The 16249-nt window shown below is 70.4% G+C and carries 16 protein-coding genes; 6 read left to right on the top strand and 10 right to left on the bottom strand.

The annotated features are described in order from the left end of the window. Window positions 1–244: 244 nt before the first annotated feature. A complete protein-coding gene (locus RPQ07_RS02270; protein WP_313942272.1) occupies window positions 245–655 on the bottom strand; it encodes a VOC family protein in 411 nt (136 codons plus the stop codon). Between the two features lie 10 nt (window positions 656–665). Beyond that, entirely contained in the window at window positions 666–1109 is a 444-nt protein-coding gene (locus tag RPQ07_RS02275) for a helix-turn-helix transcriptional regulator (RefSeq protein ID WP_313942273.1), read from the bottom strand. A gap of 256 nt (window positions 1110–1365) precedes the next feature. Between RPQ07_RS02275 and RPQ07_RS02280 the strand changes: the two genes are divergently transcribed. The 4 genes from RPQ07_RS02280 (at window position 1366) to RPQ07_RS02295 (ending at window position 7225) form a co-directional block, all read left to right on the top strand. Beyond that, a complete protein-coding gene (locus RPQ07_RS02280; protein ID WP_313942274.1) occupies window positions 1366–3249 on the top strand; it encodes a hypothetical protein in 1884 nt (627 codons plus the stop codon). A gap of 67 nt (window positions 3250–3316) precedes the next feature. Next, a complete protein-coding gene (locus RPQ07_RS02285) occupies window positions 3317–4177 on the top strand; it encodes an ABC transporter ATP-binding protein (RefSeq protein ID WP_313942275.1) in 861 nt (286 codons plus the stop codon). Further along, window positions 4174–5154 (top strand): iron-siderophore ABC transporter substrate-binding protein, encoded by a 981-nt coding sequence (locus RPQ07_RS02290; protein WP_313942276.1) that lies wholly within the window; start codon window positions 4174–4176, stop codon window positions 5152–5154. The genes RPQ07_RS02285 and RPQ07_RS02290 overlap by 4 nt, the downstream gene beginning before the upstream one ends. Window positions 5155–5158: 4 nt before the next feature. Continuing rightward, on the top strand, window positions 5159–7225 hold the full coding sequence (locus tag RPQ07_RS02295) for an iron ABC transporter permease (RefSeq protein WP_313942277.1): 2067 nt from the start codon (window positions 5159–5161) through the stop codon (window positions 7223–7225). A 61-nt stretch (window positions 7226–7286) separates the two neighbouring features. On the opposite strand, the gene RPQ07_RS02300 is transcribed toward RPQ07_RS02295, so the two are convergent. Continuing rightward, entirely contained in the window at window positions 7287–7925 is a 639-nt protein-coding gene (locus RPQ07_RS02300; RefSeq protein WP_313942278.1) for a TMEM175 family protein, read from the bottom strand. Window positions 7926–8085: 160 nt separating this feature from the next. Between RPQ07_RS02300 and RPQ07_RS02305 the strand changes: the two genes are divergently transcribed. Further along, window positions 8086–9264 carry an aminotransferase class V-fold PLP-dependent enzyme gene (locus RPQ07_RS02305; protein WP_313942279.1) on the top strand — a complete coding sequence of 393 codons (1179 nt, stop codon included), beginning with the start codon at window positions 8086–8088 and terminating at the stop codon, window positions 9262–9264. A 93-nt stretch (window positions 9265–9357) separates the two neighbouring features. On the opposite strand, the gene RPQ07_RS02310 is transcribed toward RPQ07_RS02305, so the two are convergent. The 4 genes from RPQ07_RS02310 to RPQ07_RS02325 all read right to left on the bottom strand — a co-directional run bounded on the left by RPQ07_RS02310 (window position 9358) and on the right by RPQ07_RS02325 (window position 13797). Further along, window positions 9358–10317, bottom strand: a complete 960-nt coding sequence (locus RPQ07_RS02310; protein ID WP_313942280.1) for an aldo/keto reductase — start codon at window positions 10315–10317, stop codon at window positions 9358–9360. Between the two features lie 369 nt (window positions 10318–10686). Continuing rightward, the gene (locus RPQ07_RS02315) at window positions 10687–11610 is read right to left on the bottom strand and encodes an RNA polymerase sigma-70 factor (protein ID WP_313942281.1); all 924 of its coding nucleotides are present in this window, start codon (window positions 11608–11610) and stop codon (window positions 10687–10689) included. A 35-nt stretch (window positions 11611–11645) separates the two neighbouring features. Continuing rightward, window positions 11646–12119, bottom strand: a complete 474-nt coding sequence (locus tag RPQ07_RS02320; protein WP_313942282.1) for a carboxymuconolactone decarboxylase family protein — start codon at window positions 12117–12119, stop codon at window positions 11646–11648. Between the two features lie 187 nt (window positions 12120–12306). Then, window positions 12307–13797: an MFS transporter gene (locus RPQ07_RS02325; RefSeq protein ID WP_313942283.1), complete on the bottom strand. Its 1491-nt coding sequence runs from the start codon at window positions 13795–13797 to the stop codon at window positions 12307–12309. Window positions 13798–14057: 260 nt separating this feature from the next. Between RPQ07_RS02325 and RPQ07_RS02330 the strand changes: the two genes are divergently transcribed. Further along, a complete protein-coding gene (locus RPQ07_RS02330) occupies window positions 14058–14714 on the top strand; it encodes a maleylpyruvate isomerase N-terminal domain-containing protein (protein WP_313942284.1) in 657 nt (218 codons plus the stop codon). An 18-nt stretch (window positions 14715–14732) separates the two neighbouring features. On the opposite strand, the gene RPQ07_RS02335 is transcribed toward RPQ07_RS02330, so the two are convergent. The 3 genes from RPQ07_RS02335 to RPQ07_RS02345 all read right to left on the bottom strand — a co-directional run bounded on the left by RPQ07_RS02335 (window position 14733) and on the right by RPQ07_RS02345 (window position 16237). Beyond that, window positions 14733–15059: a GYD domain-containing protein gene (locus RPQ07_RS02335; RefSeq protein WP_313942285.1), complete on the bottom strand. Its 327-nt coding sequence runs from the start codon at window positions 15057–15059 to the stop codon at window positions 14733–14735. 228 nt (window positions 15060–15287) lie between these two features. Then, window positions 15288–15659 carry a VOC family protein gene (locus RPQ07_RS02340; RefSeq protein ID WP_313942286.1) on the bottom strand — a complete coding sequence of 124 codons (372 nt, stop codon included), beginning with the start codon at window positions 15657–15659 and terminating at the stop codon, window positions 15288–15290. Between the two features lie 113 nt (window positions 15660–15772). Beyond that, window positions 15773–16237 (bottom strand): GNAT family N-acetyltransferase, encoded by a 465-nt coding sequence (locus tag RPQ07_RS02345; protein WP_313942287.1) that lies wholly within the window; start codon window positions 16235–16237, stop codon window positions 15773–15775. Window positions 16238–16249: the final 12 nt, after the last annotated feature.

Here is a 16249-nt window from a genome sequence, read left to right on the forward strand (position 1 = left end):
CGGCGCCGGACGGGCTCGCACCACTCGACCCGACGATGACGCGATCCATGCCGTTTCGGTTGCTGCGCCTCCGGCCGGTGTGCCTGCTGAGAGGGCGGGCGGCGGGGCCGGCAGCGTCCAGCAGTACCGGATGAGGACCGCAGCACCGGGCACGACGGATCAGCTCGTACCGGCCCCGGGACCGGACGGCCTCGGCCTTCGCCGCTGCCGCCCCTTCACACCGTGGGCGGGAAAGCCCCGCGGCTCAGCTCCGCTCCTGAATACGGAGCAGGTTGCCCGCCGGGTCACGGAAGGCGCAGTCGCGAACGCCGTACGGCTGCTTGGTCGGCTCCTGGACGACCTCCGCGTCGGTGGCCTGGAGCCGTGCGAAGGTGCCGTCGAGGTCGGGGGTCGACAGGACGATGCTCCCGAAGGTGCCCTTGGCCATCATCTCGGTGATGGTGCGGCGCTCGTCGTCGGTGATCCCGGGGTCCGCGGCCGGCGGATGCAGGACGATGGAGGTGCTGGGCTGGCCGACGGGGCCGACCGTGATCCAGCGCATCCCGTCGAATCCGACGTCGCCCCGGACCTCGAAGCCGAGGGCGTCGCGGTAGAAGGCCAGGGCGGCGTCCGGGTCGTCCTGCGGAAGGAAGCTCGCGTGAATGGTGATGTCCATGGCCGTCACGCTAGTCCCGGGCCGGAGACCGCGCTTCTCGATTCCTGACCGGTCTGGTCACCTGCTTCGACACGCACGACGGCATCCCCGCCGTCGCGCTCGCCGCCTGCTCCCGGTAGGTGCTGGGCGGCATGCCGACGAGTTCGGTGAACCGCGTCGAGAAGGTGCCCAGCGACGAGCAGCCGACCTCGAAACAGACCTCGGTGACACTGAGGTCGCCGCGCCGCAGCAGCGCCATGGCCCGCTCGATGCGCCGCGTCATGAGATAGCTGTACGGCGACTCGCCGTAAGCCTGCCGGAACTGCCGGCTGAGGTGCCCGGCGGACATGTGGACGCCTCGGGCGAGCGCCTCGACGTCCAGCGGCTGCGCGTACTCCCGGTCCATCCGGTCGCGCACGCGGCGCAGCCGGGCGAGATCGCGCAGGTTCGGCGCCGGGTCGGGTCTGCTGCTCACACGGGAGATCGTACGTCGTCCCCGCTGCCGACATCTGTCGACTCGTACGGGCAAACCGGCCTGAAGGGGAACAGTCCCGGGAATCCGGTGCCGGCCTCCCCGCGGACGTCCCGGGCCGCATGCCATCCCGGCTGCGGCGGGCCCAACTTCGTCCCCTTGCACGGCGGTTGACGCGCGTGACACTGTGCTGCACCGCGGGCAGCGACATCGCGACCGTGACCGCTCGACGTATCCGGACCGGAGAGGCCCTGCAAGCGTGACGTCGCCCCACGGACCGCCCGCCCACTGGACCGCGGACGAGCAGCACATGTGGCAGCAGTACCGTCGCGGCGAGTGGTGCGACGTGGGCGAGGTCGGGGCTGACGCCGTGCGATCGCTGCTCCTCACCGCTCCCGAGCCGGAGAGCGGTCAGTCGGCGAGACTCCATCTGCGCGGGGCCCGGATCACGGGCGCGCTGGACCTGGCCGACGCCGACATCGGTGTGCCCGTGCGTATGCATCGATGCACCTTCGCGAGTCCCCTCCTCATGCGCGGCGCCCGCGTCAACGCTCTCGTACTCGTGGGCTGCGAGGTACCGGGCATCGTGGCCACCGGCGCGGCGACCGCCCGCGAGATGAAGATCGTCGACTGCGTCGTGGACGGCACCCTCGACCTGCGCTCTTGCAAAGTCGGCGCCTGGCTGAGCCTCGATGACTCCCGGATCGAGGGGCCGCCCGGACGTCCGGCTCTGGACGCGCAATCACTCGGCGTCGCGATGGGCCTGTCCGCAGCCGGCCTGGTCTGCAACGGCGCCGTGCTTCTGCACAGCGCGAACGTCCAGGAGTATCTCGGCTTCCGCGGCGCGCGGCTTCTCGGCCCCGAAGCCCGTCTCCGCGCCCCCGAGCTCGTCGTCGGGGGGAGCGTCCACCTCGACCGAGGCTTCGTCAACGAGGGGGCGACCAACCTCTACCGGGCCACCATCGGCGGTTCCCTCCACCTCGAGGAGGCGACGCTGACCGGACGCGGCATGGGCCGCGGCCAGGCGGCACTGGGTCTGGTGTGCGCCACCGTCGAGGGGAACATCCAGGCAGGTGCCGGCGTACTTGTGAGCGGCTGCGTGGACCTGCGCGACACCCAGATCCGGGGCACGGTCAATCTGGACGGCGCCCGGGTGGACAACCCCCTCGGCCCGGCGGTCAAGGCCTTCCGCGTCCAGGTGGGCGGGGACCTGCACGCCCGTGACGGCTTCGTCGCGGTGGGGACGCTGGAACTGTCCGGAGCGAGGATCGGCGGTTCGCTGCAACTGGACGGCGCCGAGCTCACCGGCCATGACGGCATCGCGATGCGGGCACGCAACCTCGTGGTCGGTGCCCGCATCGACTGCTCGGGCGGATTCACCGCGCACGGCACCGTCTGGCTCAGCAGCGCTTCCGTCGGGAGCCGGATCTCCTTCGCGGGCGCGGCGATCTCCACACCCGAGGGCGAGGACGCGCTGATCCTCCGGCGCGTCGGCACCCCCGAACTGTCGCTGGGACTGCGGGAAGCACCCGCCGGTCGCATCGACCTGAGCTTCGCCGCGCTCGGCGTCCTGCGTGACGCTCCGGCCACCTGGCCGGCGGCCCTCGTGCTCGACGGACTCCACTACGACGCGCTGCCGGGCCCCGCCCGCGCCGCCGAGCGGCTGTCCTGGCTGATGCGGGACCCGGCGGGGTTCGTCCCCCAGCCGTACGAGCAACTCGCCGCCCACTACCAACGCATCGGCCGCGACACCGACGCCCGGTCGGTGCTGCTCGCCAAGCACCGGCGGCTGCGTTCCACGCTGCCGCTCCCCCAGCGGCTGTGGGGGCTGCTCCAGGATCTGGTGATCGGCTACGGCTATCTGCCCAGCCGGGCCGTCTGGCTGCTCGTCCTGCTCCTGACGCTCGGGGCGACCGTGTTCTCCGCGCACCGTCCGAGCCCGGTCGGCGACGGGCCGTACCCCGCGTTCAACGCCCCGCTCTACACCCTCGATCTGCTGATCCCGCTCACCGATCTCGGCCAGGACCGCTTCTACGCGGCGGACGGGGCTCTCCAGTGGATCGCGGTCCTGCTGATCTGCGCGGGCTGGCTCCTGGCGACGGTCGCGGCGACCTCGGCGAACCGCGTGCTGCGTCGCAACTGACGCCTCCCTGGTCACGGCGGTGACCGCGGATACCTGGGACCACTTAGGCTAGGCTAACCTTCGTCTCGTGAAAGTTGATGAGGAAACTTCAGCGGCCACGAGGGTCTCCCTCCATGCCCTGTCGGCCACAGGTGTGACCGTCGCGTACGACGGCGACGACGTCGTGCACGACGCGTCCGTGACCCTGCGGGCCGGCGAAGTGGCCGCCCTGGTGGGACCCAACGGCAGCGGGAAGTCGACACTCCTGCGCACGCTGGCCCGCCTTCAGAAGCCGCGGACCGCCACGCTCACCATCGACGGCGGCACCGACGGCTTCGCGCTGAGCCCACGTGAGTTCTCGCGCCGCGTAGCCCTCCTGACGCAGGGCCGCCCCACTCCCAGCGGGCTCACCGTGCGCGACCTCGTCGAGTTCGGCCGCTACCCGCATCGCGGACGCTGGGGCGGTGCGGACCCCGACGGACATGCCGCCGTGGACCGGGCACTCGCCCTGACCGGCGTCACCGAACTCGCCGACCGCGGCGCCGAGAACCTCTCCGGCGGGCAGTTGCAGCGCGTGTGGCTCGCCGGTTGCCTCGCGCAGGAGACGGGTGTGCTGCTCCTCGACGAGCCCACGACCTACCTCGACCTTCGCTACCAGGTCGAACTCCTCGACCTCATACGCGACCTCACGGACATTCACGGCATCGCCGTCGGCGTCGTCCTGCACGACCTCGACCAGGCCGCTGCCGTCGCCGACCGGATCATGCTCCTCAAAGCGGGCCGGATCATCGCCGACGGAAGCCCTGAAGACGTCCTGACCGCGGAGCGCCTGACGGACACGTACGGCATCCGCATTGAGATCTCCCACGACCCCCTGACGGGCCGGCTGCGCACCCGCGCGATCGGCCGACACCACACACGAAGTGAAAGGCCCAGCACCACCTCATGAGACGCATCCTCATCACCGTGGCGGCCACCACCGCAGCGGCCCTCGCCCTGTCCGCCTGCGGAACGACCGAGCCCGCCGCGGAGGCCGTGAAGAAGACCGCCGCCCCCATCACCCTCACCGACGCCTCCGGCGCCAAGGTGCAGCTCGACGGCCCCGCCAAGAAGGTCGTCGGCACCGAGTGGAACGTCGTCGAGCACCTGATATCCCTCGGGGTCGACCCCGTCGGCGTCGCGGACGTCAAGGGATACAAGGCCTGGGACACCGTCGTTCCGCTGAAGAACGAGCCCAAGGACATCGGCCTGCGCGGCGAGCCGAGCATGGACGCCGTCGCCTCCCTGTCGCCCGACCTCATCGTCGCCACCCACGACCTGCCGGCGGCCGCCGTCAAGCAGCTGCGCAAGGTCGCGCCCGTGCTTCAGGTGCGCTCCGCCGAGGCGGCCGACCCGATCGGCCGGATGACGACGAACCTGGACGTCATCGCGAAGGCCACCGGTACCACGGCCCGGGCCGAGAAGCTCAAGCAGGAGTTCGAGGCCAAGATCACCGAGGGCAAGCAGGCGCTCGCCAAGGCTGGCCTCGCCGGTACCGGGTTCGCCTTCGCGGACGGCTACGTCACCTCCAACCAGGTCTCCATCCGGCCCTACACCAGCGGCTCGCTCCTCGGTGCCGTCAACGAGAAGGTCGGCCTGAAGAACGCCTGGACCATCAAGGGCGACGAGAGCTACGGTCTGGCCGCCACCGACGTCGAGGGCCTCACCAAGCTCGGCGACGTCCAGTTCGCCTACATCGCCAACAAGGACGACAAGTCCAGCACGCCGTTCACCGGCGCCCTGGCCAAGAACTCCGTGTGGACGTCGCTGCCGTTCGTGAAGGCCGGCGACGTGCACCGGCTGCCCGACGGCATCTGGATGTTCGGCGGCACCGAGTCGATGGAGGCATACATCGACGCGGTCGTCCAGGCACTCACGAAGAAGTAGCACCATGGCCGTCACCGCTACGAAATCCGCGGCTCGTTCGTCGCCGGCCCCGTCCCGGACGGGCCCGGCAGCGGTGACCGCCGCACTTCTCCTGACGCTCGCGGTTCTCGCGACGATGGACATCACGCAGGGCACCGCCGCGACGGACGCCGACGCGGTGTTCAAGGCTCTCACCGGCCGGGCGGACGCGGGCGACGCATCCGTCGTCATCGCCTCCCGGCTGCCGAGGATGGTCGCCGGACTGCTCGTCGGAGCGGTGCTCGGCATCGCGGGCGCCGCCCTGCAGGCGGTCAGCCGCAACGTCCTCGCCTCACCCGACACACTGGCCGTGAACGCGGGTTCCTACCTCGCGCTGAGCCTGATGGCGGTCACCGGCATCAGTCTTCCCCTGTTCGCCTCCACCGGCGTCGCGTTCGTCGGCGCCCTGGCGGCTGCGGGCATCGTTCTCGGTCTGTCCGGCCTCGGCGCGGGCACCGTCCGGCTCGTTCTCGCCGGCACCGCCCTGGCCCTCGGCCTCACCTCCATCACCGAGGGGCTCCTCCTGCTGTTCCCCCAGCAGACAGAGGGGCTCTACCAGTGGAACCAGGGCAGCATCAGCCAGAACGGGTTCGACGGCGTGCTCCAGATGGCGCCCGTCGCGGCTGTCGGCCTCGTCGGGCTGCTGCTGATCGCCCGTCGGGTCGACGCCCTGGCACTCGGCGACGACGCGGCGCGCGGCCTCGGCGTCAGGGTCCGGTCGACACGCGTCACCGTGGTGGTGCTCGCGTCGCTGCTCTCCGCGGCCGCGGTCACGCTCGCCGGGCCGATCGGCTTCGTCGGCCTGTGCGCGCCCGCACTCGTCCGTCCCCTGGCACGACGCTTCCGCGCGTTCGCCCGGGGCCGTGCGAGCATGCCGCTCGCGGGCCTGGCCGGGGCCGCGCTGGTACTCGGATCGGATGTGCTGCTGCGGGCACTCGTGCCCGCGGACACGGCGGTCGCCGTCCCGACGGGCGTCGTCACCAGCCTCGTCGGCGCCCTGTTCCTGGTCGTGATGGCGACACGGCTCCGGGACACCACCGCGGCGGCAGCACCCGACCGGCTGCGCATCAAGAGCCGGGCGGCCTTCCTGACCACCACGGCCGTGCTGACGACGGTGCTCGTCGGTGTGACGATCGCCGCCGTGCTGCTCGGCGACAGCAAGCTGCTGCTGGGCGATGTCGTCAACTGGGTGCAGGGCAGAGCCGGTCAGAGCGTCTCCTTCGTCCTCGACACCCGGACGCCCCGGGTCTACGCGGCACTTCTGGCGGGCGCGGCACTGGCTCTGTCCGGAACCCTGGTGCAGGCCGTGACCCGCAATCCGCTCGCGGAGCCCGGTGTCCTCGGCGTCTCCGGCGGGGCCGCCCTCGGCGCCGTGGCTCTCGTGACCACCGTGCCCATGGCCGGGTCGTGGAGCATCGCGGGAGCCGCGCTCGCCGGGGCAGGGATCACCGCCGCCGTCGTCTTCGGCCTCGCGGCACGCGGCGGTTTCCAGCAGAACCGCCTCGTCCTCGTGGGCATCGGCATGGCCACCGCGGCCGCCGCCGTGATCAGCCTGCTCATCGTTCTCACCGACCCGTTCAACGCGACGAAGGCCCTCACCTGGCTCTCGGGGTCCACCTACGGACGGTCGGTGCCGGACGTGCTGCCTCTCGCGGCGGTACTCACCGTGGGACTGGCGATCGCGGTCGTACGCCGCACGGAACTCGACCTCGTCTCGCTCGACGACCACACGCCGCGACTCCTCGGCATCGGTCTGCCCCGGGAGCGGCTGGGCTTCCTCGTACTGAGCGTCCTCCTCAGCGCGACCGCGGTCTCCGCCGCGGGATGGATCGGATTCGTGGGGCTGGTGGCCCCGCATGCGGCCCGGGCCCTGGTGGGAAGGCTCCATGTCCGCGTGATCCCGGTCGCGGTGATCCTCGGCGCCACCCTCGTCTGCGTCGCGGACCTTCTGGGCCGTACGGTGATCGCCCCGGCCCAGCTGGGCGCCGGACTCATGACGGCGATGGTCGGCACGCCGTACTTCCTCCACCTGCTCATGCGCAGCCGCCGATAGCGGTCGGTACCCGAGTCGAACCGCCTGGGGCGGCCTGCCGCGGCAGGCCGCCCCAGGCGGTTCACGGCGTCCGGATGCCTGCCCGGGCGCGGCGGCCCGTCACGAATTTGACCGGCAGCAGCACGGCCCAACTCCACACCGCCGCGCGCGGGGACGCGAAGGCAATGCCCACCGACGCCCCGAAGACAACGATCGAGGTGATGAGGTCGGCGACCATGGCACGGCCCACACGGTCGCCGATGGGCTCGTGCTGCAGCCGCGAACGCTTCCACACGATGACGAACAGCGCGAGATGCAGCAGATCGGTGACGGCGATGGTGCCCGCGTACAGCGCCACGGAGACCGTACGCCCCGGATACTCCGCCAGCAGAGCCGTGGGAAAGGGCAGCAGCGCGATCGCCCCGAGACCGCACAGCGACACCCTCAGAACCGCGTCATCGACATGGCGCACCCACAGGAAGATCCTTCGATGGTCCATCCAGAACGCCGCCAGGATGGTGAAGCTCAAGCCGTACGCCGCCACCTTGGGCCACAGATCGTCCAACGCCTCCCGGAACGCGCGTACGTCGAGATCGTCCGGCACGGTGACATCGAGCACCAACAACGTCATCGCGATGGCGAAGATGCCGTCGGACAGGGCCAGCAGCCGGCCCGGGTCCCCCGCCAGGCCCGCTGTCTCAGGTTCATCGATCCGCGCCACGCCGCCACGCTACGGACGTGGCGCCGCCGTTGCCGGTCACCGCTCCGGGCCCTCCCCCGATCGCTCTACGGACCAGTGGGATCGAGCCGCCCGGCAACCCGGGATGCGGAGTCCCTGACGGGTAGAGGTCACAGCATCCGACCGATGAGGGAGCGTTCACGTGGACATCGAGGCACTGCGCCAGGACACCCCCGGATGCGCCAACCGCGTGCACCTCAACAACGCAGGAGCCGGGCTGCTGTCCCGGCGGACGCTGCACGCGATGACGGCGCACCTGGAGCTGGAGGCGTCCATCGGCGGCTACGAGGCTGCCAGCCAGGAACGGAGCCGGATCGACGCCACGTACGAGCACATCGCCGAGCTGATCGGCGGACGGGCCGACGAGGTGGCCATCTTCGACAACTCCACCCACGCCTGGAACGCGGCGTTCTACTCGCTCACCTTCCAGCCGGGCGACCGTATCCTCACGGGCCGCGCCGAGTACGGGAGCAATGTCCTGGCCTACCTCCAGACCGCCCGGCGCACCGGCGTGGAGATCGTCGTGGTCCCGGACGACGCGTCGGGGCAGACCGACGCCGCTGCCCTGGCGGGTCTGATCGACGAGCGCACCCGGCTGATCGGCATCAGCCATGTCCCCACCAGCGGCGGCCTGATCAACCCGGCGGGCGAGATCGGACGGATCGCCCGTGCGGCGGGGGTGCCGTTCCTCCTCGATGCCACGCAGTCCATCGGGCAGTTCCCCGTGGACGTCGAGGCCCTCGGCTGCGACATGGTGACCGCGACCGGCCGCAAGTTCCTGCGAGGGCCGCGCGGCACCGGGTTCCTCTGGGTCAGGACGCAGATGCTTGAGCACCTCGATCCGTTCGTCAACGACATCGAAGCCGCCACCTGGGACGGCGGCAACGGCTTCATCTGGCACCAGGGCGCACGGCGCTTCGCCTCCTGGGAGATGAGCTACGCCAATGTCCTGGGCCTGGACGCCGCCGTGGTCCAGGCCCTCGAACTGGGTATGGACCGGATCGGCCGCCGGAGCATCGCGCTCGGCGCGCAGCTGCGCGACCGGCTCGACGCGCTGCCCGGCGTCACGACGTACGACCTCGGCCGCGACCGCTGCGCCATCGTGACCGCGAAGGTCGACGGACTGGACACCCATGACCTCGCGGCCGTCCTCGCGCGCCATCACATCAATGTGTCGACCACGGTCGCCGAGCACACCCAGTTCGACACGCTGAACAGGGGAGTTCACCCGCTGGTGCGGCTGTCGCCGCACTACTACAACACCGAGGCCGAACTCGAACGGACCGTCGAGGTCGTCGCGGAGGCCGCACGCACGGCATGACCGGGCGGCGTAGGGCAGGACTCGGCACGCGGCTTGGCCCGGGCCGTGCAGAGCAGGACTCCGCCTACGCCTTGGCCCGGGCCGCCCGAGGGTCTACGGCAACGCCGCTCCGCGGGCCGTGATCCACAGGTCGTACCACTCCTCGTGGCTGAGCCGCGGCTCCCCCGTCGCGGCATCCCGGCAGGCGCGGATGCGTTCGGGGCGGGCGGTGCCGATGACCGGTGCGATGCCGGCGGGGTGTCGTTGCAGCCACCACAGCAGGATCGTTTCGGGGCTCGTGTCCTTCTCCTTGGCCAACGCCTCGACGAGCCGCGCGGTCGCCTGCTCGTCCGCTGTCTCCTGACGGCCGGTGTAACGGCCTTGGGCGAGAGCGCCCCACGCCTGGACCTGCACTCCGTTGGCGCTGCAGTACTCGAGCGTTCCCAGGGGGAAACCGACGGCCGCCGCCTGCGGTGTGTTCACCACGACGCCCGCCTCGACCCAGTCCCGCTGCTGAAGGCTCATCTCCAGCTGGTTGGCGACCAGTGGCAGCTCCAGCGCCGCCTGAAGATGCGCGATCTGTGCCGCGCTCATGTTCGAGACGCCGAAACGCCGCACGAGTCCCTGCCGGTGCAGTGACGTCAGTGCCTCGGCGACATCGTCGGGATCCGCCAGCGGGTCCGGCCGGTGCAGGAGCAGGACATCGAGGACGTCGGTACGCAGCCGGGCGAGACTCTCCTCCACGCGCTCCACGATGGTGGTGCCGCGCAGGTCGTAGATCCCCGGGTGGTCCCCGTCCGCGAGGCGGATGCCGCACTTGGTCTGCACGACGATGCGCTCCCGCAGTTCCGGTGCGCGGGCGAGGATCTCGCCGAACACCGCTTCGGCTTTGCCGTTCCGGTAGATATCGGCGTGGTCGAAGGTGTTGATGCCACTGTCGAGGGCCGCCTCCACGGCAGCTTCCGCGACCGCGATGTCCTTCGAGGTGTAGGGCTCGTGGTCCCAGCTGCCGCCGAGTCCCATGCATCCATAGAGGAGCCGGCCGGGCTGTGTCTGTTCCGCCGTCGTCGTCACGGCGCCACCCTACGACCGGACCCTGGTGAGAGACCACGCGGAATTCACGCGTTGCGCGTCCTGACCTGGGCACGGCCGCCCGGCGCCCTGTGTCGCGTCGGCAGACCGGCTCCGGCACCTCGCCGCGTGACCGGCTGAAGAACCCTTCCGGATGCGCGGCGGTCCCACCGGGCGTCGTCATGAGCGGCGTGCGCAGGGGTGGCGTGGGATGACGCGTACGACGAGGCCGAGCCCCGCACGCCGACCATCTGTTTCACGTTCGAGCCCGAGCCCGAAGACGACTGACCACGGCTGGGACCGTACGTATGCGACGGCCCGTCAGGCGGGTGCGGACGCCGGACGGCAGGGCCGGACCGCTGCATGCCACGGTCAGTTCATCCGCCGACGGACCTGCCTCACCTCACGGTCGATGGCCCAGGCGTCGGCGACCGGCCCTATGTGGCCGAGCTTGTCGGGGTTGATCACCCCGCGGATGGTCTGGATCCGCCCGTCGAGCACGTCCAGGGCCAGAATGTGGAGCACCTTTCCGTCCCGGTCCCGGAAGACCGCCCCGGGCCGGCCGTTGATCTGATGCGGCTCGAAGGACACATCGAGCCGGACCAGCCGGAGGATGAACGTGGCGAGCAACCGGGCCACCTTCTCCGCGCCCGTGACCGCCCTGGCCAGCTGCGGGGCCTTGCCTCCGCCGTCCCCGACCAGTTGCACATCGGCCGCCAGCAGATCCTGCAGTCCCTCCACATCGCCGTCCTTCAGCGCCTCGAAGAACCGCGTCGCCAGTTCTCGCTGTTCCTGCCCGTCAGCCGCGAACCGCGGCCGCCCGGCGTCCATGTGCCGTCGCGCCCGCACCAGCAACTGCCGGCACGCCGCCTCCGAGCGCCCCACCGCCGCGGCGACATCGTCGAACCCGAAGGCGAACACCTCGCGCAGCACGAACACCGCCCGCTCCAGCGGGCTGAGCCGCTCCAGCAGCAGCAGCGCGGCCATCGACACCGAGTCGGCCAGCTCCACCGCCCGCGCCGGGTCCTCGTACGGATCGCTGAGCAACGGCTCGGGGAACCACGGGCCCACGTACTCCTCCCGCCGCACCCGCGCGGAACGCAGCACGTCGATGGCGATCCGCGTCACCGCTGCGGACAGAAAGGCCTTGGTCGACGTGGGCCGGGTCGACGAGCCGTCGAACCGCAGCCATGTCTCCTGCACCGCGTCCTCGGCCTCACTCACGCTGCCCAGAATCCGGTAGGCGATCGAGAACAGCAGTGGCCGCAGCTCCTCGAACTCCTCGACCTTGCTCACGCCGGCCCCTCCCTCACATCAGGTGCTGATCTCGTTCAGTGGAACTGTCCGGGCTCGTAGCTGCCGGCCGGCTGCTGTGTGACGACGTTCAGCCTGTTCACCATGTTCATGAAGGAAACCAGGATCACCAGGGCCGTGAGCTGCTCCTCGTCGTAGTGCTTCGCGGCATACGCCCACACCTCGTCGCTGACCCCACCGGCCCCGTCGGCAACCCGGGTCCCCTGCTCGGCCAGTGCCAGCGCGGCCCGCTCGGCCTCGGTGAAGACGGTGGCCTCCCGCCACGCCGCGACCAGATTCAGCCGCACCGCGGTCTCACCGGCCGCGGCGGCGTCCTTGGTGTGCATGTCGACGCAGACGGCGCAGCCGTTGATCTGGCTCACGCGCAGGGCTACCAGCTCCTGCGTCGCGGCCGGAACCGGCCCGTCCTTGAGCGTCTTGCCCGCCGACATGACGTACTTGATGACCTTGCCGGCGGTGGGGCTGGCGAAATAGTTCAGTCGCGCGTCCATGGTGGGCTCCTCTGTGGTCGTCAGTGGGTACACACCTGAGACGAGGTAGCAGGACGCCGTGTGACATGGGCGAATGTGACCTGCGTCTCCCGCACTCACCTCTCGTTCGCCGCTGTGCTCGGCGACCGTGGACGTAGCGCCGCACCATGGGGTCGTTCGCCAGGACGACGTGCTCGCCGGCGCGCGGTCAGCAGCGACGGGTCTGGTACGGCACAGGAGTGAGCCCCCGCTCGGGCGGTGTCGGGCAGCGGCGCAGGGTGACGAGGAAGGTCAGCACGATGCCGCCCGCGGCGGCGAAGAGCGCGGTTCTGATTCCCTCGGCGGTGGCGACGTGGAGCTCTTCACCGGAGAGGCCGTCCAGGCCCGCGGTCGCCACCAGGACGAGGATGGCGAGGCCGACAGCGGCGCCCGCTCCCGAGCCGGTGGATGCGATGCCGGAGGCGATGCCTTGTTGCCGGTCGGGGATTCCGGTGGCGGCGGCGATGAACATGCCGGTGAAGACCACTCCGTCGCCGATGCTGAGCGCCACGAGGCCGGGGACGAGTCCGACGTAGGTACCGTCCGGCGAGATCGCCAGGCCGAGGCCGACCGCGCCGAGCGCGCCGATGATGTGAGCCGCGGCCAGCGTGCGCCGGAGACCGAACCGCGTCACGAGATGGCCGGCGAAGGTCGAACCGGCCACGACCACAGCCGTGGGGATGAGGAAGCCGGCACCGGTCTGCAACGGGTCGTAACCCAGAATCTCCTGGAAGTAGATGGACAGGAAGTAGAGCACGGAGCCAAAGGTCGCCATGAACATGAAGGCGATGAACACACCGGTGATGAGGTTGCGGTTGGAGAGCAACTCGGTCGGCATCAGCGGGTCGTTGCTGCGCCGCTCGATGACGAAGAACGCTCCGAGCAGCAGGATGCCCGCCACCGCACTGAGCACGATGCCCGGCGACAGCCAGCCCAGTCCGGGGCCCTGAACGAGGGCGAACACGATGAGCGTGACCCCGAAGGTGACGCTGAGCGCGCCCGGCAGGTCGAACTTGCGGCCCCTTTCGCGTTCTCCGTCCCGGGGAATGACGACAAGGGCGAGCACCAGCGCGGGCCCTGCCAGGGCGACGTTGACGAAGAAGACCGCTTCCCAGCCGAACGCCTGCGTCAGAATCCCGCCGAGCAGCACACCGATGACGAGCCCTGCCGCGCCCGACCCTCCCCAGATCCCCAACGCGCGGTTGCGGGCCCGGCCTTCGGCGAAGGTGGTGTTGATGAGCGCCAGGGTGGTGGGAAAGACCAGCGCCCCGCCGAGCCCCTGAATCGCGCGGGCGGCGAGAAGCGTTCCGGGCCCGGTGGCGAGTCCTCCCACGAGGGCGGCCCCGGCATACAGCGCGAGGCCGGTGACAAGGACGCGCCGTCGCCCGAGCAAGTCGGCGGCACGTCCGCCGAACAGGAGGAACCCGGCCGAGGCGACCGCGTAGGCGCTGATGACCGACTGAAGAGTCTGCGCGGAGTAGCCGAGGTCGCGGGCGATGTCGGGAAGTGCCACGACCACGATGTACTGGTCGAGCGAGACGATGAGCATCGCGAAGGACAGCAGCGCGAGCATCGCGCTCTCACGGTTACGGCCGAGCCCGCCGGGCGCAGATGACGTCTCTCTGGATGGCACGGCAGCACTCCTGATGATCGAAGTCATGTCTGCGCTCACGGCCTGCCGCAAAGTCCCGTCGTATGCGGGGCGGGGCGGCCTTGCCGAGGAGGACGGTTGCCCAGACCCTATACAGCGCGCCCTCACCAATCCGGTCAACGACCCACGCGCGTCACAGGCGCTCAGGATGCCCTCCCCCACCGGCCTGGGGGGCGTCGCGGAGGCCTTGCCCCCCTCCGCCTCCGGCGCGATCCGACGGTCCCGACGCATGTTTGTCCGCCACTGCGGCACCGCACTACCGTGCCGATGTGGATCTCTTCTCACGCTCGTGGACGGCATTGCGCGCGGCGGTCGCCGCACTCGCGGACGAGGACTTCGGACAGCCGTCCGGCTGTGCCGGCTGGCTCGTGCGGGACCTGGTGTGCCATCTGGTCATCGATGCTCAGGACGTTCTGATCACCCTCGCGACCCCCGCCGACACGGAACCGACCCGCGACGCGGTGACCTATTGGGAGGTCACCGATACGCCGCCGACCGGCGACGATCCGCTCGACGCGCTGACGGTCCGGCTGGCCGCCGCGTACGGAGAACCTCACCTGCTCCAATTCCACCTCGACGACGTCGGCTCCGCCGCCGGCCGCGCCGCCGAACTCGCCGACTCCGCACGTCGGGTCCGTACCCGCGACGAGGTCCTCACCGCGGGCGACTACCTCACCGCATACGTCATGGAGTGGACGCTGCACCACCTCGACCTGGTGGCGCACCTCCCGCACGCGGCGGAACCACCTGTGGAAGGGCTCGCCCTGTCCCGCGCGATGCTGGAGAAGATCGCGGGGACGCCCTTCCCCGCCTCGTTCTCCGACAAGGAGGCGCTTCTCGTCGGCACGGGACGGCGCGCCCCGACCGGGGCGGAGAAGGCCGAACTGGGCGGTCTCACCGCGAGACTCCCGCTCGTCCTCGGCTGATCCCCCGGCTGAGCGGGACTATGCGCCAGGCCGTCGGTACTGAACCTCCTCGGCCTTGCGCAGGGCGTCGATCGTTTCGTCGACGGTGAGGAGCACTGTCGTTTCGAGCGACCCGAGCGCGCCCCCTCCGGTGATCGCCAGCGCGACGGCGGCCATGGACACATTGTCGGGGGCTTCCCAGAGGGTGTAGCCGTCGTGCTCGCCGAAGGCGTACCAGAACCCGTGGAGCTTTCCGCCGACCGACTCGATGTACGTCCGAGCGGCTCTTCTGCGGTCCTCCGGGTTGCCGATCATCCTGGCCCAGGTGTCCGGTGTGTAGCTGAACCTTGACAGATAGAGCGGCATGCGCGTTTCTCCCTCTTATCCGCCGATTTCGCACGTGTTGCCATCAAGCGTCGCACTCTCATCGGCAGAATCCTGAGGAAGGCTGAAGCACCGCGTGCTCGGCTTCGCGGCCGAGGGGCGGACCGGCGCGCGCGACGCCCCTGCGCCGCCCCCTCAGCCCCGCCGTACGGACTCCCAGCTCAGCCGTGCAGTGGCCGCGCCATCGCGCAGCCGTCCGGACCGCACTGGTTACCCGATGAGAGTCTCCTTCGGGCGGACCACACAGAATTCGTTCCCCTCCGGATCGGCCAGCACCGTCCACGACTCACTGCCGCTCTGCCCTACATCGGCCCGGCGGGCACCGAGTGCGACGATGCGCTCGATCTCGGCCTCCCGGTCCTCCGCTGCCGAGGTCAGGTCGAGGTGCAGGCGGTTCTTGACGACCTTTCGGTCCGTCACAGGCATGAAGCAGATCCCCACGGGCGCGGTCTCGTCCGGCCCGATGACCACCTCCCGCTCCCGCTCGGACAGGATCCGCCAGCGCAGCACCTCGGCCCAGAACCGGGCGAGGGCAGGCAGGTCGTGGGCGTCGATGACGATGTGATGCAGCGAAACAGGCATGTCGCCCAGTGTGCCCGGCGATCACCCGGACAGGGCCTCAGGAGCAGGGCCGCAGGGCCACCGGCCGTGGAGATCGCGGCAGTTGCCCGGACACTGTCCGACGGGGCCGAGTCCTAGCGCAGGTCCAGCTCACCCACTGTTTGGCCCCCGCTGGTCTCACCCGTCAGCCGGAACCCCAGCCCGAGGTAGAAGCCCTCGGGGCCACCCGCACCCGGATGCCAGGTGGTGGTCAGGCGGGTTCCGCCGCGACGACGGATCTCGGCGGCGACCGACTCGACCGCGAAGCGTCCGCATCCCCGCCCCTGCTGACCGGCTGCGATGTTGAGCCGCCAGAGGCCGGAACGGATGTCCGTGCCGTCGCCGCTCCAGTCCAGGTCGAGGAAGGCCATGAGAAATCCGACGGGAACGTCACCGTCAACGATCAGGCGGGGCCACGCTGTCGGCCCGTAGACATACGCCTCGGCCAGAGACTTCACGACCGGCGCGACCAAGTGCTCCTGATCCGGACGGACCCGCAGACCGATCGCGGCGTCGACGTTGGCGGGGGTGATCTCCCGCAGGCCGAGTGTGGTCGTCATACAGGAACCCTA

The organism is Streptomyces sp. AM8-1-1 (assembly GCF_032229325.1).
Classification (GTDB): domain Bacteria; phylum Actinomycetota; class Actinomycetes; order Streptomycetales; family Streptomycetaceae; genus Streptomyces; species Streptomyces achmelvichensis.

Coding starts and splice junctions, on each gene's coding strand:
- RPQ07_RS02270 (WP_313942272.1), bottom strand. CDS start 655: ATGGACATCACCATTCACGCGAGCTTCCTTCCGCAGGACGACCCGGAC.
- RPQ07_RS02290 (WP_313942276.1), top strand. CDS start 4,174: ATGAGACGCATCCTCATCACCGTGGCGGCCACCACCGCAGCGGCCCTC.
- RPQ07_RS02295 (WP_313942277.1), top strand. CDS start 5,159: ATGGCCGTCACCGCTACGAAATCCGCGGCTCGTTCGTCGCCGGCCCCG.
- RPQ07_RS02320 (WP_313942282.1), bottom strand. CDS start 12,119: ATGGACGCGCGACTGAACTATTTCGCCAGCCCCACCGCCGGCAAGGTC.
- RPQ07_RS02325 (WP_313942283.1), bottom strand. CDS start 13,797: ATGACTTCGATCATCAGGAGTGCTGCCGTGCCATCCAGAGAGACGTCA.
- RPQ07_RS02335 (WP_313942285.1), bottom strand. CDS start 15,059: ATGCCGCTCTATCTGTCAAGGTTCAGCTACACACCGGACACCTGGGCC.
- RPQ07_RS02340 (WP_313942286.1), bottom strand. CDS start 15,659: ATGCCTGTTTCGCTGCATCACATCGTCATCGACGCCCACGACCTGCCT.
- RPQ07_RS02345 (WP_313942287.1), bottom strand. CDS start 16,237: ATGACGACCACACTCGGCCTGCGGGAGATCACCCCCGCCAACGTCGAC.